Here is a 19,095-nt window from a genome sequence, read left to right as displayed (position 1 = left end):
GCGTATCGCCGCAATCGCAGGGCAGACCTACCAAACGCGCAAAAATAGCTTATCTCAATGAAAATACACTGGAACTTTCATTGTATGGTGGGCTTCTGCCGTTTGCATCTGTCTGCTAGGTTGAATCACGCACCCCACCCGCAGCAAGCACGTCTGGTTTCGGGAGCATCCGGGACCACGGAGGACTGATGAGCGCCGCCACGACTCTATCGCAGGAACCCACGAACCTTCCCGACATGAAAGTGTCGGTCCGTCAGGTCTTTGGCATCGACAGCGACCTCGAGGTTCCTGCCTATTCCAACAGCGATCCCCATGTGCCCGATGTTGATCCGGACTATCGGTTCGATCGCGCGACCACGCTCGCCATCCTCGCCGGCTTCGCCAAGAACCGCCGTGTCATGGTCACCGGCTTTCACGGCACCGGCAAGTCGACCCATATCGAGCAGGTTGCTTCGCGGCTGAACTGGCCTTGCGTGCGCGTCAACCTCGACAGCCACATCAGCCGTATCGATCTGGTCGGCAAGGACTCCATCGTGGTCCGCGACGGCAAGCAGGTCACCGAATTCCGCGACGGCATCCTGCCGTGGGCGCTCCAGCACAATGTCGCGCTGGTGTTCGACGAATATGACGCCGGCCGCCCGGACGTGATGTTCGTGATCCAGCGCGTGCTCGAAGTGTCCGGCCGCCTCACGCTGCTCGACCAGAACAAGGTCATCAAGCCGCATCCGGCGTTCCGCCTGTTCTCGACCGCCAACACCATCGGTCTCGGCGATACGTCGGGCCTCTATCACGGCACCCAGCAGATCAACCAGGGCCAGATGGACCGCTGGTCGATCGTGACCACGCTGAACTATCTGCCGCATGACGAGGAAGTCGAGATCGTGCTCGCCAAGGCGAAGCACTATCGCACCGATGCCGGCCGCGACACCGTCAACAAGATGGTCCGCCTCGCGGACCTGACGCGCAACGCGTTCGCCAACGGCGATCTGTCGACGGTGATGTCGCCGCGCACCGTCATCACCTGGGCCGAGAACGCCGAGATCTTCGGCGACATCGGCTTCGCATTCCGCGTCACCTTCCTGAACAAGTGCGACGAGCTTGAGCGTCCGCTGGTGGCGGAGTTCTATCAGCGCTGCTTCAATGCGGAACTGCCGGAATCCGCGGTCAATGTGGCGTTGAGCTAGGATTGCCTCTCCCCTTGAGCGGGGAGGAAAGGTTGCATGAGCACGTCCAATATCAAGTTCAGGACCGGGTCGAAGGAATCGCCGACGGAGCCGTTCAAGCGCGCGGTGACGTCCGCTTTGCGGGCCATCGCCAAGCAGCCTGAACTTGAAGTGACGTTTGCCGCCGAACGTCCGGGCCTCTCGCCCGGCAAGGCGCGGCTGCCTGAACCGGCGCGAAAACTGACCCGCAAGGACGCGGCCATCGTGCGCGGCCATGCGGACTCCATTGCACTGCGGATCGCCTGTCACGACCCGAAGGTTCACCGCAAGCTGGTGCCGGGCAATCCGCAGGCGCGCGGCGTGTTCGATGCCGTCGAGCAGGCCCGCGTCGAGGCCATCGGCGCCAAGCGGATGAGCGGCGTCGCCAAGAACCTCACCGCGATGCTCGACGATCATTTCCATCGCGGCAAATACGACGAGATCACCGACCGCGCCGATGCGCCGCTGGCCGATGCGCTGGCGATGATGGTGCGTGAACGGCTGACCGGCCAGGCGCCGCCGGTGGCCGCGCGCAAGATGGTCGATCTCTGGCGTCCGATCCTCGAAGACAAGATCGGTGCGCGTCTCGACCGATTGAAGGAGTTCACCGAAGATCAAACACGCTTCGGCGATGTGGTTCACGATCTGCTGGACGCACTTGAGCTCGGCGACGAAAGTAACGCCGATCAGGACGAGGACGACAGTCAGGACGAGAATCGCGACGGCGAGAAGGACCAGTCCGGTGCGGACGGCTCGCCCGACAGCGAAGCCGCCGAGGAGATGAGCGCCGACCAGTCGCAGTCCTCCACCGAGGAGATGTCCGAGAACGCGATGGAGAGCGCGCAGGCGTCCGCCAGCGATGCGTTCGACGACAACGAAATGGGCGAGGACGAAACGCCGGGTGAAGCGCATCGGCCGCCGGGCCGCGGCGCCAACGAGCCGCGCGGGCCGGAATACCATGCCTTCGCGCCGAAATTCGACGAGGTGGTCTCGGCGGAAGATCTCTGCGAGCACGACGAACTGGAGCGGCTGCGCAGCTATCTCGACAAGCAGCTCGCGCATCTGCAGCACATCGTCGCGCGGCTCGCCAATCGCCTGCAGCGCAAGCTCATGGCGCAGCAGAACCGCGCCTGGGACTTCGATCTCGAGGAAGGCATTCTCGATCCGGCGCGGCTGTCGCGTGTCGTCACCGATCCGTTCCATCCGCTGTCGTTCATGCACGAGAAGGAAGCGACCTTCCGCGACACGGTGGTGACGCTGCTGCTCGACAATTCCGGCTCGATGCGCGGCCGGCCCATCACGGTAGCTGCGACCTGCGCCGATATTCTGGCGCGGACGCTGGAGCGCTGCGGCGTCAAGGTCGAGATTCTCGGCTTCACCACGCGGGCGTGGAAGGGCGGTCAGTCGCGCGAGGCGTGGCTGGCGGCGGGCAAGCCTGCCAATCCGGGCCGCCTCAACGATCTGCGGCACATCATCTACAAGTCGGCGGACGCGCCCTGGCGGCGTGCGCGCAAGAACCTTGGCCTGATGATGCGCGAAGGACTCCTGAAAGAAAACATCGACGGCGAAGCGCTCGACTGGGCGCACAAGCGCCTGCTCGGACGCTCGGAGCAGCGCAAGATCCTGATGATGATTTCGGACGGCGCGCCGGTCGACGACTCAACGCTATCGGTCAATCCGGGCAACTATCTCGAGCGGCATCTGCGCCACATCATCGAAGAGATCGAGACCCGCTCGCCGGTCGAACTGATTGCGATCGGTATCGGCCACGACGTGACGCGCTACTATCGGCGCGCCGTCACCATCGTGGATGCGGAAGAACTCGGCGGCGCCATCACCGAGAAGCTGGCTGAGCTTTTCACCGAGACTCATACTGAGGCTCCGACGCCGCGCCGCCGCAGACTGCATTCCTGAGATCATGGCCATCGACATCAGCCGCCGGTCGTTTCTGCGGAACGCCATGGCGGCGCTGCCGGCCGGCATGATCGGGGCCGGAGCGGAGTTCGCCCAGGCGCAGACGTCTTCGCTTGTGGTCAATGCCCGCAGGATCGAATCGTTCGATCCGCGCGATGCGTCCCACATCCGCTATGGTGCGCTGGAATTCCGCAGCGGGCTGGTGCTGACCTCGCCGTTCCGCGGCTTCGGCGGGTTGTCGGGATTGCGGCTCGACAAGAAGGGCGAGCAGTTCATCGCCGTCAGCGACAAGGGCAACTGGTTCACGGGCCGGATCGCCTATCGCGGCAAGGTCATGACGGGCCTTTCCGACGTGAAGTCCGCGCCGATGCTGGACAGCGACGGCAGGAAGATTACGGCACGCGGCTGGTTCGACACCGAGTCGCTCGCGCGCGATGGATCGGCGCTCTATGTGGGTCTTGAGCGCGTCAATCAGATCCTGCGGTTCGATTTCAGCAAAGGCGGCGTGCGCTCGCGCGGCGAGGTCGTGCCGGTGCCGCCCGAAATCGGCAAGCTGCCGTTCAACAAGGGGCTCGAGGCGCTTGTGTTCGTGCCGAAGGGACAGCCGCTTGCGGGAACGCTGATCGCGATTTCCGAACGCGGGCTCGATCCATCGGGAAACATTTTATGCTTTCTGATCGGCGGGCCTTCACCCGGACAGTTCACGGCAAAGCGCACCGGCAATTTCGACATCAGCGATGCGGTTCTGCTGCCGTCCGGCGATCTGTTGCTGCTGGAGCGGAAGTTCTCGCTGCTGGAAGGCGTTGGCATCCGCATCCGGCGCATTCCCGCCAAATCCATCGTTCCGGATGCGGTGATCGATGGGCCGACGATTTTCGAGGTCGATCTCGGATACGAGATCGACAACATGGAAGGGATCGATGTGCATGTCGCCGACGATGGCGCGACGGTGCTGACGATGGTGTCCGACGATAATTTCTCGATGATCCAGCGCACGCTGTTGCTGCAGTTCACGCTCATTGAGGAGTGATTATCGTCCACCGCTCGCGTTTTCTTCGTGATTGCGAGCGAAGCGAAGCAAACCGCTCTTTGAAACAGAAAGAAATGGATTGCTTCGTCGCTACGCTCCTCGCAATGACGGTGTCTGGCTTCGCACGAAAACAAAAAAGGCCGGGTCGAAACCCGGCCTTTTTGAAATCTAAAATTGCGGATCGAAGGATCAGCTCGCTGCGGCGAGCTTCTTCTTTTCGATCTGGCGCTTCAGCTCGACTGCCTTCGGCGACAGGTCGCCGGAGTTGGCCTTGAGCAGGAACGCGTCGAGGCCGCCGTTGTGGTCGACCGACTTCAGCGCATTGGTCGAGACGCGCAGGCGCACGTTGCGGCCCAGCGTTTCCGAAATCAGGGTGACGTTGCACAGGTTCGGCAGGAACCGGCGCTTGGTCTTGTGGTTCGAGTGGCTGACCTTGTGGCCAACCTGAGGGCCCTTGGCCGTCAATTCGCAGCGCCGAGACATCGTGTAATCCTTTGGCGAAACCTAGTGTCGCCCCGGACCGCCCAAAGGGGTCACGTGGGGGTTTAAACCGTCCATTTCAGGAACGGCGGAGCTATAAGGGGCTGGCGGCCCAGCGTCAAGGTTGAGAGGCGGTTTCAGCGGCTTTTCTGCGCGCCAGGGGGCAGGTAGCGGCGGCAGGAAATGACGATTTTGCCCGTCAAACCAGTGATTTCCTAACATATAATCGACGTAATCCGTGACCAGACAGATATCTGAGGCTATCGATACGACTTTCGCGGCCTATTCGGGAACAAGTCCCGCAGACGCTGCGCCCGGTGGCTCCGGTCAATCGCTGGTCAGCAGGATTTCGTCGGCAATGCCCCGGTTCCCAAAGCTTTCTTGGATGCTCTCCCGGACCGCCCAAAACCAGCTTTGTCTGGGTGTTGTGGCCGTCGTGGCTCCATTGGCGATGTCTGCCAGCCCGGCCAGCGCCCAGGGCCGTCTGGACGCCAAGTATGAAGCAACGCTCGCGGGCCTTCCGATCGGCAAGGGCGCCTGGGTGGTCGACGTCGCCGAGGATCAGTATTCGGCAGCCGTCAGCGGCGCCACCACGGGGCTGATGAAATCCATAGGCGGCGGCAATGGCACCGGCACCTCGCAGGGGCGGATCACCGCCGGCCAGTTTGCGCCACTGAGCTACATTTCGACGGTCAACTACGGCAAGAAGGCTGAGGTCATCCGCATCACGCTCGGCGGCGGCAATGTCAAAGACTCGTCCATCGAGCCCAAGCCGGACGAAAATCCGGACCGGATTCCGGTCACTGACGTGCATCGCCGCAACGTCCTTGATCCGATGACGGGTGCGCTGCTGAAAGTTGCGGGCACCGGCGATCCGGTCGGTCCCGAGGCCTGCCGCAAGACGCTGTCGGTGTTCGACGGCAGGATGCGCTACGATCTGCGTCTCGATTACAAGCGGATGGAAACGGTCAAGGCCGAGAAGGGCTATCACGGCCCCGTCGTGGTCTGCGCGGTCTACTTCACCCCGATCGCCGGCTACGTTCCCGATCGCGCCTCGATCAAGTACGTCGCCGCCCAGCGCAACATGGAAATCTGGTTCGCGCCCATCGCCGGAACGCGGGTGCTGGCACCCTTCAGAATTACGATTCCGACACCGCTCGGCACCGGCATGATCGAGGCGACGGAATTCATTTCGGCGCAAAAGACCGCCAAGACGAACTGATCAAGACGAGCGCCCCGATCCGGCAGCGCTGCGATTCAGGAACGAATCTCACCGTGAATCGTGTTGACTCTCCGGCCAATCCGATTCGACTCCGGATTTAACGATTTTATCCCGATCGCGGCATGCGAGGAGTAACTTCAAACCCCATATAGTATCGCCGGTCACCAGATTGTGCGACATGTTGAGGCCATATCGCCTGCTAGGCCGAGAGTCAGCGATTCGGGCTTCTTTCGTTCCTTACCCGTTCCAAAGCTTAAGTTGCGGCACGAAAAGCGTCGCATTGTGAGACACTTCTTTCAAACTTGCTGCGGCGTCCGCGTCGTGTGCGTCATGCGGACCTCTCGAAATGCCTCTGTCGTCTTCCGTTCCGCTGTTTTCCAATGAGCGCGCCCCCGGAGCCGGTGTTACGGCGGTGCTCGGCCCGACCAACACCGGCAAGACCCATCTCGCCATCGAGCGGATGCTGGCCCATTCGTCGGGCATCATCGGCCTGCCGCTGCGCCTGTTGGCGCGCGAGGTCTACAACAAGATCGCAGCACGAGCCGGCGCAGGCGCGGTCGCGCTCATCACCGGCGAAGAAAAGATCAAGCCGCCTCACGCGCGCTACTGGGTCTCCACGGTCGAGGCGATGCCGCGCGATCTCGATGTGTCGTTTCTGGCGGTGGATGAAATCCAGATCGCGTCTGACCTTGAGCGCGGCCACGTCTTCACCGACAAGATTCTGAACCGGCGCGGGCGAGACGAAACCCTCTTGCTCGGCGCGGCGACGATGCGGCCGATCATCGAGCGGCTGCTGCCCGGTGTGAACATCGTCACCCGGCCTAGGCTGTCGCAGCTTGAGTTTGCAGGCGACCGCAAGATCACGCGGCAGCCGCGGCGCACCGCGATCGTCGCGTTCTCGGCGGATGAAGTCTACGCCATCGCCGAACTGATCCGGCGCCAGCATGGCGGTGCAGCCGTGGTGCTGGGCTCGTTGTCGCCGCGCACCCGCAATGCGCAGGTGGACATGTTCCAGTCCGGCGACGTCGATTATCTCGTCGCCACCGATGCTGTCGGCATGGGCCTCAATCTCGACGTCGATCACGTGGCTTTCGCCTCCGACCGCAAGTACGACGGCTATCAGTTTCGCCGCCTGACGCCGTCCGAGTTTGCACAGATCGCGGGCCGCGCCGGCCGTGCGACACGCGACGGCACGTTCGGCACCACGGGCCGCTGCGCGCCGTTCGAGCCGGAACTGGTCAATGCGCTGCAGAATCACACCTTCGACAGCGTGAAAATGTTGCAGTGGCGGAACACGCGGCTGGATTTCTCCTCGCTGGGCGCGCTCCAGGTCTCGCTGGCGCTGACGCCGAACCACGAGGTTCTGACCCGCGCGCCGATCGCGGAGGACATCCGCGTGCTCGACCACGCCGCGCGCGATGAGGACGTTCGCGACATGGCCAAGGGGGCCGACGCCGTGGAACGGCTCTGGGAGGCCTGCCAGATTCCCGACTACCGCAAGCTGTCGCCCGCCGCCCACGCCGAACTCGTCACCACGCTGTATGGTTTCCTGATGCGGAAGGGCCGGATCCCGGATAACTGGTTCGAGGCCCAGATCGCGCAAACCGACCGCACAGACGGCGATATCGACACATTATCGGCCCGGATTGCGCAGATACGGACCTGGACATTCGCGGCAAATCGTCCCGATTGGCTGGTGGCCCCCGAGCGCTGGCAGGCAATTGCCCGCGCCGTCGAGGATAAATTGTCGGATGCCCTGCATGAAAGGCTAACTGAGCGTTTCGTTGATCGCCGGACCAGTGTATTGATGCGGCGCTTGCGGGAAAACACGATGCTGAATACTGAGATTGGGAAGACGGGCGAAGTGATCGTAGAGGGCCATATGATTGGCCGTCTCGACGGATTCATGTTCGCGCCAGAGTCCGCTGAAGCGGGCTCCGATGCGAAGGCCTTGCAGGCCGCGGCGCTCAAGGCGCTGGCCGGCGAAATCGATGCGCGCGCTGAAAAGCTTTCAAAGGCACCGGACGAACAGTTTGTGCTGGCGTCCGACGGAACGCTGCGCTGGACCGGCGACGCCGTCGCCAAGCTTGTTGCGGCCGACGATGCGTTGCATCCGCGTATCCGCATCATTGCGGACGAACGGCTGACCGGTCCGTCACGCGAGGCCGTGCAGACGCGGCTCGATCTGTGGCTGAAGACGCATATCGAAAAGATTCTCGGGCCGATGTTCGAGCTGTCGAAGGCCGAGGATGTCACCGGGATCGCGCGCGGCATTGCCTTCCAGCTGATCGAGGCGCTCGGCGTGCTGGAGCGGCCGAAGATCGCCGCCGAGATGAAGGATCTCGATCAGCCGTCGCGCGCAAGCCTGCGCAAGTACGGCGTGCGTTTCGGCGCCTATCATATTTTCCTTCCCGCACTGCTGAAGCCCGCCGCGCGCGGTCTTGCATCGCTGTTGTGGGGTCTGAAGCGCGACAATGTCGACTGGTCGGCATTGACCGGCGCGCAGCATCTGGCGGCGAGCGGGCGCACCTCGTTCCCGGCGGACAAGGCGCTCGATCAGGAGGCCTACCGCACGCTCGGCTACAAGCTGTGCGGCGACCGCGCGGTGCGCGTCGATATTCTCGAACGCCTCGCGGATCTCATTCGTCCGGCGCTGTCGTGGCGTCCCGGCTCGCCCGGTGACAAGCCGGCAGGCGCATTCGACGGCCGCTCGTTCACGGCGACACAGGCCATGACGTCGCTGACCGGCTCGGCAGGTGAGGACTTTGCTTCGATCCTGAAGGCGCTCGGCTATCGCATGGAAAAGCGTCCGCCGCTGCCGGAGGTCGTTGCGCCGCCCGTCGCTGCGGACACCGTGGCGGATGCGGCCGCTGAAACAACCGACACTGTGTCGGTATCCGAAGCTGTCGTGACGGAGCCCGAAGTTACAGCGGCAACGGAGTCGATTGCTAACGTGACGAACGACGCAGCAACGACCGATGCGCCGCCAGCGGCGGATGCATCTGCCTCGCGTCTACCCGAAGTGAATTTCGCCCCGCCGTCGGAAACCTCCGAATCTGTTGCGGAAGCGGCTGTGACCGAGACATCCGAACCGGCTGCTGTGGCCGAAGCCACTGAGATGGCGGCTGTTGAAGCGCCTGCTGGCGAGGCCGCGCCTGATCAGGCCGCCGAAGCGACGGCTCCCCCTGAGCCTGTGCTGGTGGAAGTCTGGCGGCCCGGTGGCCGCTCCGACGAGCGCCGTCCGCGCCATGACCGCAGCCGCTACAAGGGGCCGGATAAATCCGCCGCTCCCGCAGCCGAAGGTGAAGCCGCTTCCGGCGATGACAAGCGCGAGCGTCATGGCCGCCATCGCCGCGACCGCAACAACGAACATCGCCGGCCACGCGGTGACGCTCCGGCGGTTGCTGCGGAAGGCGCGGATGCTGCGCAGGCACGTCCGCCGCGCGAGCACTTCAAGGGCAAGGACCGCAATCAGGAGCGCGGCAAGGGCAAGTTCGACAAGCGTGGCCGTGACGGGCGCAAGGATGATCGCGACCGCGGTGGCGGCTCGCATCGCACTTTCGCGACCAGCGCCGTGCCGCGTGAACGTGACCGTCCCGCCGATCCGAACTCGCCGTTCGCAAAGCTCGCGGCGCTGAAGGAGCAGCTTGCGGGCAACCGCAAGGAATAATTTGGATCGTCAGCGCCTCGACAAGTGGTTGTGGCACGCGCGGATCGTGAAAACCCGCGTCGATGCGGCAGCGCTGGTCGCAAAGGGTCGCGTTCGCATCAATGGTATGCGCCAGACGTCGCCGGGACATGCGGTGAAGGCAGAGGACGTTCTCACCATCGCGCTCGACAGCCGGGTTCGTGTGCTGAAGGTGACCGGATTTGCGGACCGGCGCGGGGATGCGGCCGCCGGGCGCACGATTTACGCCGATTTGCAAACGCCCCCCGAGTAACCAATTGCCTCGAATGACGGGCAGAACTTCCCTTGCGGCGATGCACATCCTGCGCTACGCCAAACCTGAATTTTAGACCTTCCGGAGCCTTGGATGACGTACGTCGTCACTGAAAACTGCATCAAGTGCAAGTACATGGACTGCGTGGAAGTTTGCCCCGTGGATTGCTTCTACGAGGGCGAAAACATGCTTGTGATCCATCCGGACGAGTGCATCGACTGCGGTGTGTGCGAACCTGAGTGCCCGGCTGATGCGATCAAGCCGGATACCGAACCCAGCCTCGAGAAATGGCTGGAGGTGAACGCGGAATACGCCAAGTCCTGGCCGAACATCACCCAGAAGAAGGACGCGCCGGACGACGCCAAGGAATTCGACGGCGTCGAGGGCAAGTTCGACAAATATTTTTCTGCCAATCCGGGCTCCGGCGACTGATCTGGCCTGTCTGCGCCGCCCGAGGTGCGGGTAACTTTTAACCCTACCCTGCGATCAGGGCCTCCCGGACACCGTCCGAGGGGGGCTGTAGGGCATAAATCATTGATTTTTGCGGGAAATGTGCTATTTTGGGCACATTATAGAGCCGAACCCCCTTTTGTCCCCGGCTTAGGACTCGGACGGGTTCCCCGAGAAACCATTTGAACAGGGGCGTGGCGGTTCCACGCATAGGCGCTGTGTCAGACAAATTGCGTCATAAAAAGAACTCCAAAATAAAAGACAAGGGTTCCAAGGATAAGGGCACCAAGAAGGCGTCTGCGATTCGCAGCGCGCCGAAAAAGGATGCTCGCGCATCCGCCCCAACCTCAAAAAACAAAAGAAGCACAATGCCCAACAAAAAAACTGCAAAGCCGTCTGCGAAGGCCCCAGCAAAGTCCGCTGCGAAGCCTGCGAAGACGGTGTCGAAGGCTCCTGTCGCCAAGGCCCCTGTGAAGACCGTTGCGGGCAAGCCTGCCGCGAAGCCGGCTGCCGCCGCGCCGCGCGTGGAGGAGCCGAAGAAGCCGCTGACCCAGCGTCAGGGATTCAAGACCAACGAGTTCGTCGTGTACCCGGCGCATGGCGTCGGCCAGATTCTGGCGATCGAAGAGCAGGAGATCGCGGGCGCGCGGCTCGAGCTTTTCGTCATCAACTTCATCAAGGACAAGATGACGCTGCGGGTGCCGACGGCGAAGGTCGCCAATGTGGGCATGCGCAAGCTGTCGGATCCGTCGCTGGTGAAGCGCGCGCTGGAAACCCTCAAGGGCCGTGCACGTATCAAGCGCACCATGTGGTCGCGCCGCGCGCAGGAATACGAAGCGAAGATCAATTCGGGCGACATCGTCGCGATTGCCGAAGTGGTGCGCGACCTGTTCCGCTCGGAATCCCAGCCTGAGCAGTCCTACAGCGAACGCCAGCTTTACGAAGCGGCGCTCGATCGCCTGTCGCGCGAGATCGCCGTGGTTCAGCATGCGACGGAAACCGAAGCGGTCAAGGAAATCGAATCGAATCTCGCCAAGAGCCCGCGCCGTGGCGCTGCCAAGGCTGATGCCGATGCGGGAGCCGATGCAACTGCTGACGACGCCGACGATAGTGATGGCGACGACTCCGTGTCGGAAGACGAAGCCGCCTGATCGCATCGCGAGCGATTGAATCAAAAGCCCGGCTGCAGAGCCGGGCTTTTTTATCGAGAGTCATTTTTGTCAGGACATGATCTTGTCCGAAAACCGGTTCCCACTTTTCGGGATCATGCCTAATCCACGACGATCTTCACGCGATCGCGCGGCTTCACCGTTGAGCGGCTGTCGAAACCGTTCAGAACGCGAAACCGGTCGACCGGGCGGTCGACGCCCTGCATCCGGGACGCCAGCGATTCAATCGTGTCACCGGGCTGTACGGTCACGATCTTGATCCGCAGCGGCCGTGCCGCCTGAATCTCGGCCAGCGTCAGACGCCGGAAGGAATTCACCGTTTCGCGGAAGCTGCGGTCGCTTTCCGGCGTTTTCTTCTTCGCTGCGAAAATGAAGCGGTAGACATCGCTGCCGAAACGCAGGGCGTAAATCCTGAACTGCCACTGATCGCCGCTGGCCGTCGCGGTCGCGGACGGAAAGCCGTTGATGGTCACATCCTCGGTCGAGGCCTTGTCGACATTCTCCATCCAGCCGGAATTGAGATAGTCGCCAAGCGACTGCTCCGCGGGGACGCGCACCACGTCAAAGCGCATCGCCTGGGTGCCGCCTTCGCGAACGCCAACGACGGCCTGCGCGGTGTTCTCCAGCACGAAGCCGTCCGGCACCTGGAACGTGAAGCCAAGCTTGGGATGCAGGAAGCGGCGTCCGCGCACAAACCCTTCGCTGGGATCTTCGCCATAGACCAGATTGTCGATGGCGGAGAGATAGGCATCGCGGTCGCGTTCGCCGGCTTCCGGCGACGAGTACTGCCGCGCATTGGCCTGCGCATTCTGCACCCGCTCGGGGGTCGCCGGATGCGACGACAGGAAGTCCAGCGAGCGCGGATCGGCGGGCGCACGATTGGCTTTCAGCGCAGCGTTACGCTCCATCGCGGTGAGGAAGCGGGAAGCGCCGAACGGATCGAACTTGGCGCGCGCCGAGATGCCGACGCCGATCCCGTCGGCTTCGAATTCCTGTGCGCGCGAAAAGCTCGCCATCGTCAGCTTGGTCTTGGCCAGCGCCAGCGCGTTCATATCGGGGTCATTGCCCATGTCGGCGACGACGCGGGTGACGACGGCGGCCTGCTTGGCCTGGTCTTCGCGGATCGCCGCATGCTTGGCGAGGACATGCGCCATTTCGTGGGCGAGCACCGATGACAATTCCGATGTATCGCTGGCGAGCGCAATGAGGCCGCGCGTGACATAGAGCTGCCCGGTCGGAAGCGCGAAGGCGTTGACCGCGCCGGAATTCAGGATGGTCACCTTGTAGGTGAGATCAGGCCGCTCGGAGGCCGCGACAAGGCGATCGACGGTCTTGGTGATCAGGGCTTCCAGCCGCGGATCGTCATACGATCCGCCGTAGGACGAGAGAATGCGGCTGTGTTCGCGCTCGGTGGCCGGCGTCTGGGCCGCGGGCTTGTTCGGCTTGACCGGAGCGAACCCCGGACTGGATGCGGTCTGGAACCGGCCGAGGTCGCCGCAAGCGCCCAACGCCAATGACGCGCACAGCGTAGCCGCCGCGAAAACACGGTTGAGGTTCCTCGCCTCGCGTTGGTTCGCAGGTGTTGCCACGCCGCTATTTGCCCTCGTCCCTCGGTATCGTGTCCTTTGCGGCCACATTAGCCGCAGAAATCAACTCGATCTGCCCCACGTGAGTGACCTCAATCCTTGGGCCGCCACGCTTCTCGATCCAGCCTCGAACTTGAATTCTCTTGTTTTTCAGAGACTTAAGGTCGATCCCGGCGCCTTCCAGCGACGGCATCATGCGCCTTGAAATAGTCACGGCAAAGTCCCGTGTCCATCGCCGGCCGAAATTGACATAAAATACCGTCCCGGCGAGACGGGCCGACGAAACCGTCCCCTCCACCACGGCAAACCGTCCAATTCCAGCCAAAATATCGTCGGTGCTTTCCGCGTTTTTTAAGGCAGCCAGATTGGCCCAAATGCCGCGCCTTGCAGCGCGGGCGGAGGCTTCGGCAGCAAGCAGCACAGCGGAACACGCCTTGTCCGCCGCAGAGGGAGACGCCAGCGCTTCGCCGCGTGCCAGAAGTTCGGATTGAATGGGAGTCTCCGAACCTTGCAGAAAGACGAAGGCGGCCTGACGGCCGTAGCGATCCGGCCTGTCATCGGAGCCGTGCAATGTGACATCGCGGCCGTTGATCAGCGAAGCCAGCACTTCCTTGCCGCGAGCGGCTGCTTCTCCCGCCGGCTCGATTCCGGCGAGACGCACCTCACGCCCGTCATCGAGCCGGAATGTGCGGATGTCGAACACCTCGCTGACGCGGCCGTCACCTTGGCGAGCGAACTCGCATGCGGCATGAAGCGAGCCGCTGCTCGCGATCAGCAGCAGCGCGCAACAAAAGGTGATCGGGATGCGGCGGTTCATCACCACGCTGTCAGGCCTTGCGGGCACGCCGAAGCGAGTTCGGCACCAAACCAGTTTCGACCTGCGGAATGTGTTGCGGCTTGCCGATGTGAGTCAAGTGCGCGCGCATGTTGACCGGCGGCATTTGCATGGCCGGTTGCTTGCTGCCATGTCAGGGTTGCGCCATGATGAAAGCAATCAAAGATGCCGCCCGCGAAGGCGCGTCATCGATCACGGGAGACAACATTGAAGAAAATTCTCGCAGCCCTTTTCTCGTCCGCATTTGTGCTCACCTCGGGCGGCGCAATGGCGCAAGGCAAGCCGCCGCTGAAACTCGGCGCGATCCTCGACATGTCCGGCCTCTATGCCGACATCACGGGCGTCGGCAGCGAGACCGCCGCGAAAATGGCGGCGGAGGATTTCGGTGGTGAAGTGCTGGGCCGCAAGATCGAGATCATCGCGGCGGATCATCTCAACAAAGCCGATCTGTCGTCGAGCATTGCGCGCGACATGTTCGACAATCAGGGCGTTGAGGCGATTGTCGACGTTGCCGCGTCCGCTACCGCGCTCGCCGCCAATGAGATCGCCAAGGCACGCAACAAGATCATCATGTTCAACGGTCCGGGCTCCATCCGCCTGACGAACGAGGCCTGCGGCCCCTACACGGTCCACTACGTGTTCGACACGTTCGGGCAGGCCAACTCGACAGGCCTCGCTGCCGTGAAGGCGGGACTCGACACATGGTTTTTCCTGCAGGCTGACTACGCGTTCGGGCAGGATCTGGAAAAGGACACATCCGCCGTCGTGACCAAGATGGGCGGCAAGGTGCTTGGCACCGTCAAGCATCCGCTGAACACCTCGGACTTCTCGTCGTTCCTGCTGCAGGCGCAGAGCTCAAAGGCGAAGGTGATCGGCCTCGCCAATGCAGGCGGCGATACCATCAATGCCATCAAGCAGGGTGCGGAATTCGGCCTGATGAAGGGCGGACAGAAGATGTCGCCGCTGTTGGCTTTCATCACTGACATCGACAGCATCGGGCTCGAGACCGCGCAGGGCCTCGTGCTGGCCGAAGCCTGGTACTGGGATTTGAACGACGACACCCGCGCTTTCACCAAGCGTTTCCAGGAACGCGTCAAACGCGTGCCGACCTCCGCGCAGGCCGGCGTCTATTCCTCGGTGCTTCACTATCTCAAGGCGGTGAAGGAAGCAGGCACCACGGACTCGGCTGCGGTGATGAAGGTCATGAAGTCGACCCCGATCAACGACATGTTCGCCAAGGGCGGCAAGATCCGCGAGGACGGCCGCATGATTCACGACATGTATCTGTTCGAGGTGAAGAAGCCGTCGGAATCGAAGGCGCGCTGGGACGACTACAAGCTGCTCGCCACCATTCCGGGCGATCAGGCGTTCCAGTCGCTGGACGCGTCGCGCTGTTCGTTCATCAAGAAGTAATGTTGTCGCAAGCGCCGGCTGAGGCCGGCGCTTGTCCTCTGTTCAGCACAGGAAAATCCCCATGAGCGGCACCGTTCTGCAAAGCCTCGACCGTGGTCTTCTGACCATCACCATGAACCGGCCCGATCGCCGCAACGCGATCAATGCGGAGATGTCGGCAGACCTGATCGAGGCGGCGCGGCGGGCGGCGGACGATACGGAGGTTCGTGCGGTGCTGCTGCGCGGCGCCAACGGAACGTTCTGCGTCGGCGGCGACGTCAAATCGATGGCCGAGAACAAGACGACGCTGTCATACGAGGTGAAGCGCGCCAATCTGCGCCGGGGTATGGAAATCTCGCGGCTGTTGCATGAATTGCCGAAGCCGGTCGTCGCGCAGATCGACGGCGCGGCGGCGGGAGCGGGTCTCTCCATCGCGCTGTCCTGCGATCTGCGCGTTGCGGGGGCGTCTGCGAAAATCACGACGGCCTTCGCCAAGGTCGGCTTTTCCGGCGACTACGGCGGAACTTATTTCCTGACCCAGATGCTCGGCAGCGCCAAGGCGCGCGAGTTGTATCTCATGTCACCGGTGCTTACGGCGCAGGAGGCGCTGGCTCTCGGCATGGTCACCAAGGTCGTGCCGGACGCGGAGGTTGCCGATGCCGCGACGGAGCTTGCAATGTCGCTGGCGCAGGGGCCGACCGTGACGCTCGGCTACATCAAGCGCAACATCAACAATGCCGAACATCTCTCGCTCGAAGCCTGCTTCGATGCCGAGGCTGCGCATCATACCCGCTGCAGCGAAACGGCGGATCACCAGGAAGCCGCGAAGGCCTTCATGGAAAAGCGGGCTGCGGTGTTCAAGGGACACTAGTCCACTAAAAATCAAAAGCGGGAGTGAGCGCGAATGACGGACGCGACGAGGCTGCGGCAGATATGTCTCGTCGCGCCGCAGCTTGAGCCGGTGGTTGGCGACATCGCCGCCATCATGGGGCTGACGGTCTGTTATCGCGATCCAAATGTCGCCCGCTACGGTCTGGAAAACGCGCTGCTTCCGGTCGATACAATTCTGCTTGAAGTGGTGGCCCCGTTTCAGGGCGGTACGGCTGCGGGCCGCTTTATCGAAAAGACCGGCGGGCATGGCGGTTACATGGCGATCTTCTCCTGTGCCGATCCGCGCGAGCGGCAGAAGAATGCCGGAGAGATCGGCGTGCGAACCTCTCATGTCATCGATCGGCCGCCGTATCTCGGCGTTCAGCTTCACCCGCGCGATTGCCGCGCGGCGTTCATCGAGTTCAATCACACCAGTGGCAGCGACCACATTCGCGGCGCCTATCCACCGGCCGGGCCCGATTGGGACAAGGCGATCCGCGGCGATGTGACGACCGCGCTGACCGAGGTCGTGCTGACGAGTCCCGATCCGCGCGGGCTCGCGGATCACTGGGGCCGGATCATCGGAATCTCTGCGGTGGGAGCGGACATCACGCTGCCCAATTGCAGGATTCATTTTACCCAAGGTGGCAACGAGATCATGAGCGCGCTGACGTTTCGTGTCCGCGATCCCGCCGTTGTGCTTCATGCCGCGCAGGCGAGGGGATACGCCATCGCCGGAAATTCGTTTCGTATCGGCGGCGTCGATTTTCGTATCACCGCCTGAGACAAGACGTGACAAAGCATCCGCTGGATACATTCTTTTCACCGGGCAGCATCGCAATCATCGGCGCGTCGCGGGACGACAAGAAAATTCCCGGTCTGCTGCTGACGTTCCTGCGCCGGAACGGATTCGCTGGCGAAATATTCCCGGTCAATCCGGCCTATGACAGCATCGGCGATCTCGGATGTTTTGCATCGGTCGCTGCGATCGGAAAGCCGGTCGATCTCGCCATTGTCATCATTCCGGCGCGGGCGGTGCTCGGCGCGTTGCAGGAATGCGCCGCGGCAGGTGTGAAGAATGCGATTGTGATCTCCTCGGGGTTCGCGGAAGAGGGTGGTGAGAGCGCCGGCATGCAGGCCGAGATTGCCGAACTCGCAAAACGCACCGGCATGCGCATCTCCGGGCCGAACGCCGAGGGTTACTATAACGAGCCGCAGCGTATCGCGGCGACGTTCAGCCCGACGGTCGATGTCAGGCCGGACGCACCACGGCTGCTGGCAAGCCAGCGCCGTGTCGGCATCGTTGCCCAAAGCGGCGGCATCGGCTTTGCGATTTACAATCGCGCAAAGGCCATGGGCGTCGCTGTCAGCAAGGTCATCAGCACCGGCAACGAGTCCGATCTCGCCGCCGGTGAATTCCTCGACTATCTGGTTCAGGATGATGCGACCGACGTCATCCTGATGTTCATCGAAGGCATTCGCGACCCGCAGATGTTCGCGGCCGCGGCGCGGCGTGCGGCGGAGACCGGCAAGCCGGTGATCGTGATCAAGGTCGGCCGCTCGGGTGCGGGTGAGCGGGCCGCGGCCTCTCATACCGCGAGCATGGCGGGATGGACGGCCGCTTACGATGCGGTGTTCGCCAAATACGGCTTTGTCGTTTGCAACGATCTTGATGAGGCGGTGGCGATCGCTGCAGCATTCGCGGCGGCGCCGCTGCCGCGCGGCGACCGCGTGGCCGTTGTCACTGTCTCGGGCGGCGCGGGGGCCTGGGTCGCGGATGCGCTTGCGGGCGAGGGATTGCAGATTCCGGAGCTCGCCGCATCGATGCAGGAAAAAGTGCGTGCACTGATCCCGTCCTATGGTTCGGCGCGCAACCCGGTCGATATCACCGCGCAGGCGGTTCATAGCGGCGGATTGCAGAAGGTGATCGAACTGCTGGAGCAATCGAGCGATATCGATGCCATCGTCGTCGTGGTGTCGCTCGCCAGCGAGACGCGCATTCCGGTCAAGGCGGATGAAATCAAGCCGCTGATCGATGCACAGCGCAAGCCGATCCTGTTTTTCACTTACACCTTGCCGTCGCAGTTCGCGCGGACGGAACTGGCTGCTTCCGGGATTGTGGCCTTCTCCGGCATTACGTCGCTGGGGCGGGCCGTGAGCCAGCTTGTGAAGCGGAGCCGGTACGCACTCGCACCACAGGTGGAGGCCCATCCGTCGCGATTGGAGACGCCTGTGCCCGCGCGTCTGTCCGAGCATGAAAGCAAGGCGCTGCTGCGTAACGCCGGCATCGATGTGCCGCAGGAAATTCTGGTGCGGGACAAGGCCGCGCTCGCTGCGGCGCTCTCGACGACGGGTTTTCCGGTGGCGATGAAAATCCAGTCGCGCGACATTCCGCACAAGAGCGAAGCCGGCGGTGTGCAGGTGAACATCCGCGATGCCGATGAGGCTGCGGTAGCCTATGACGCACTGATCGGAAACGCGCGGCGGTTCAATTCCGCGGCCGGTATTCAGGGCGTGCTGGTGGGTCCGATGGCCGGGCAGGGCGTCGAGATGATTATCGGCACCATCAACGATCCCACATTCGGCCCCATCATCATGACCGGGCTCGGCGGGATCGCGACCGAATTGTTCAGGGACGTGGTCTATCGGCCGGCGCCGGTGAGCGAAGCGGAAGCCGCCGCGATGGTCGCCGAACTCAAGTCGGCTGCGCTGCTCGACGGATTCCGGGGCGCTGTGAAGGCGGACAAGGATGCACTGACCAAACTGATTGCGCGGATCTCCCTGCTTGCGGCCGAGTTGAAGGACTCTGTCTCGGAGATCGAGATCAATCCGGCGCGCGTGCATGAGGAAGGGAAGGGTGTCACGATCGTCGATGCGCTGATTGCAGGAAAAGCAGCGTCAGCGGGCTGACGGCGCGCGCAAGCATCATCGCGCATCTGCCATTCCTGCGCCGGATCGGATCAAAAATCGCTGTTCCGGCCGGAATTTGGCCGCTAGGTTGCGG

General features: G+C 62.8%; 15 protein-coding genes. 12 read left to right on the top strand and 3 right to left on the bottom strand.

Annotated elements, in window-relative coordinates:
* Nucleotides 1–188 precede the first annotated feature (188 nt).
* From cobS to AC1Q67_RS09250, 3 genes are read left to right on the top strand one after another with little or no spacing between them, the layout of a single operon-like run.
* Nucleotides 189–1,184 carry a cobaltochelatase subunit CobS gene (gene cobS / locus AC1Q67_RS09260; RefSeq protein ID WP_024575490.1) on the top strand — a complete coding sequence of 332 codons (996 nt, stop codon included), beginning with the start codon at nt 189–191 and terminating at the stop codon, nt 1,182–1,184.
* A gap of 36 nt (nt 1,185–1,220) precedes the next feature.
* The gene (cobT, locus tag AC1Q67_RS09255) at nt 1,221–3,116 is read left to right on the top strand and encodes a cobaltochelatase subunit CobT (RefSeq protein WP_024575489.1); all 1,896 of its coding nucleotides are present in this window, start codon (nt 1,221–1,223) and stop codon (nt 3,114–3,116) included.
* Between the two features lie 4 nt (nt 3,117–3,120).
* Nucleotides 3,121–4,146 (top strand): esterase-like activity of phytase family protein, encoded by a 1,026-nt coding sequence (locus AC1Q67_RS09250; RefSeq protein WP_492234355.1) that lies wholly within the window; start codon nt 3,121–3,123, stop codon nt 4,144–4,146.
* A gap of 189 nt (nt 4,147–4,335) precedes the next feature.
* On the opposite strand, the gene rpmB is transcribed toward AC1Q67_RS09250, so the two are convergent.
* Nucleotides 4,336–4,629, bottom strand: coding sequence for a 50S ribosomal protein L28 (gene rpmB / locus AC1Q67_RS09245; RefSeq protein ID WP_006022419.1), 294 nt, complete (start codon nt 4,627–4,629; stop codon nt 4,336–4,338).
* Between the two features lie 382 nt (nt 4,630–5,011).
* On the opposite strand from rpmB, the gene AC1Q67_RS09240 reads away from it, so the two are divergent.
* From AC1Q67_RS09240 to AC1Q67_RS09220, 5 genes are all read left to right on the top strand, one after another.
* Nucleotides 5,012–5,848: a DUF3108 domain-containing protein gene (locus AC1Q67_RS09240; protein ID WP_492238149.1), complete on the top strand. Its 837-nt coding sequence runs from the start codon at nt 5,012–5,014 to the stop codon at nt 5,846–5,848.
* 346 nt (nt 5,849–6,194) lie between these two features.
* Entirely contained in the window at nt 6,195–9,518 is a 3,324-nt protein-coding gene (locus AC1Q67_RS09235) for a helicase-related protein (RefSeq protein WP_492234357.1), read from the top strand.
* A gap of 1 nt (nt 9,519) precedes the next feature.
* A complete protein-coding gene (locus tag AC1Q67_RS09230) occupies nt 9,520–9,789 on the top strand; it encodes an RNA-binding S4 domain-containing protein (RefSeq protein WP_024575485.1) in 270 nt (89 codons plus the stop codon).
* Nucleotides 9,790–9,882: 93 nt separating this feature from the next.
* Nucleotides 9,883–10,221, top strand: a complete 339-nt coding sequence (fdxA, locus tag AC1Q67_RS09225; protein WP_006022415.1) for a ferredoxin FdxA — start codon at nt 9,883–9,885, stop codon at nt 10,219–10,221.
* A gap of 386 nt (nt 10,222–10,607) precedes the next feature.
* Nucleotides 10,608–11,390 (top strand): CarD family transcriptional regulator, encoded by a 783-nt coding sequence (locus tag AC1Q67_RS09220; protein WP_492234358.1) that lies wholly within the window; start codon nt 10,608–10,610, stop codon nt 11,388–11,390.
* 119 nt (nt 11,391–11,509) lie between these two features.
* Here AC1Q67_RS09220 and AC1Q67_RS09215 read toward each other — a convergent pair whose 3' ends face one another.
* Nucleotides 11,510–12,997, bottom strand: a complete 1,488-nt coding sequence (locus AC1Q67_RS09215; protein WP_492234359.1) for a M48 family metalloprotease — start codon at nt 12,995–12,997, stop codon at nt 11,510–11,512.
* Nucleotides 12,998–13,001: 4 nt separating this feature from the next.
* Complete coding sequence (locus tag AC1Q67_RS09210; RefSeq protein ID WP_492234360.1) at nt 13,002–13,811, bottom strand: thermonuclease family protein; 810 nt, start codon at nt 13,809–13,811, stop codon at nt 13,002–13,004.
* A 225-nt stretch (nt 13,812–14,036) separates the two neighbouring features.
* Here AC1Q67_RS09210 and AC1Q67_RS09205 point away from each other — a divergent pair, with 225 nt between their 5' ends.
* The 4 genes from AC1Q67_RS09205 (at nt 14,037) to AC1Q67_RS09190 (ending at nt 19,001) form a co-directional block, all read left to right on the top strand.
* On the top strand, nt 14,037–15,242 hold the full coding sequence (locus AC1Q67_RS09205; protein ID WP_492234361.1) for an ABC transporter substrate-binding protein: 1,206 nt from the start codon (nt 14,037–14,039) through the stop codon (nt 15,240–15,242).
* A 61-nt stretch (nt 15,243–15,303) separates the two neighbouring features.
* The gene (locus tag AC1Q67_RS09200; protein WP_492234362.1) at nt 15,304–16,092 is read left to right on the top strand and encodes an enoyl-CoA hydratase; all 789 of its coding nucleotides are present in this window, start codon (nt 15,304–15,306) and stop codon (nt 16,090–16,092) included.
* A gap of 33 nt (nt 16,093–16,125) precedes the next feature.
* On the top strand, nt 16,126–16,875 hold the full coding sequence (locus AC1Q67_RS09195; RefSeq protein WP_492234363.1) for a VOC family protein: 750 nt from the start codon (nt 16,126–16,128) through the stop codon (nt 16,873–16,875).
* Nucleotides 16,876–16,883: 8 nt separating this feature from the next.
* Nucleotides 16,884–19,001 carry an acetate--CoA ligase family protein gene (locus AC1Q67_RS09190; RefSeq protein WP_492234364.1) on the top strand — a complete coding sequence of 706 codons (2,118 nt, stop codon included), beginning with the start codon at nt 16,884–16,886 and terminating at the stop codon, nt 18,999–19,001.
* Nucleotides 19,002–19,095 lie beyond the last annotated feature (94 nt).

The sequence above is a fragment of the Afipia sp. GW823-FHT06G09 genome (genome assembly GCF_058794875.1).
Note: the sequence above shows the minus strand (reverse complement) of the source record. Positions and strands in the feature narration are given on the sequence as shown.

What these genes read in the sequence shown, in the direction of transcription:
- AC1Q67_RS09250 (WP_492234355.1), top strand. Translation starts at nt 3,121, where the DNA reads ATGGCCATCGACATCAGCCGCCGGTCGTTTCTGCGGAACGCCATGGCG.
- AC1Q67_RS09220 (WP_492234358.1), top strand. Translation starts at nt 10,608, where the DNA reads ATGCCCAACAAAAAAACTGCAAAGCCGTCTGCGAAGGCCCCAGCAAAG.
- AC1Q67_RS09200 (WP_492234362.1), top strand. Translation starts at nt 15,304, where the DNA reads ATGAGCGGCACCGTTCTGCAAAGCCTCGACCGTGGTCTTCTGACCATC.
- AC1Q67_RS09210 (WP_492234360.1), bottom strand. Translation starts at nt 13,811, where the DNA reads ATGAACCGCCGCATCCCGATCACCTTTTGTTGCGCGCTGCTGCTGATC.
- AC1Q67_RS09195 (WP_492234363.1), top strand. Translation starts at nt 16,126, where the DNA reads ATGACGGACGCGACGAGGCTGCGGCAGATATGTCTCGTCGCGCCGCAG.
- cobS (WP_024575490.1), top strand. Translation starts at nt 189, where the DNA reads ATGAGCGCCGCCACGACTCTATCGCAGGAACCCACGAACCTTCCCGAC.
- rpmB (WP_006022419.1), bottom strand. Translation starts at nt 4,629, where the DNA reads ATGTCTCGGCGCTGCGAATTGACGGCCAAGGGCCCTCAGGTTGGCCAC.
- fdxA (WP_006022415.1), top strand. Translation starts at nt 9,883, where the DNA reads ATGACGTACGTCGTCACTGAAAACTGCATCAAGTGCAAGTACATGGAC.
- cobT (WP_024575489.1), top strand. Translation starts at nt 1,221, where the DNA reads ATGAGCACGTCCAATATCAAGTTCAGGACCGGGTCGAAGGAATCGCCG.
- AC1Q67_RS09235 (WP_492234357.1), top strand. Translation starts at nt 6,195, where the DNA reads ATGCCTCTGTCGTCTTCCGTTCCGCTGTTTTCCAATGAGCGCGCCCCC.
- AC1Q67_RS09240 (WP_492238149.1), top strand. Translation starts at nt 5,012, where the DNA reads ATGCTCTCCCGGACCGCCCAAAACCAGCTTTGTCTGGGTGTTGTGGCC.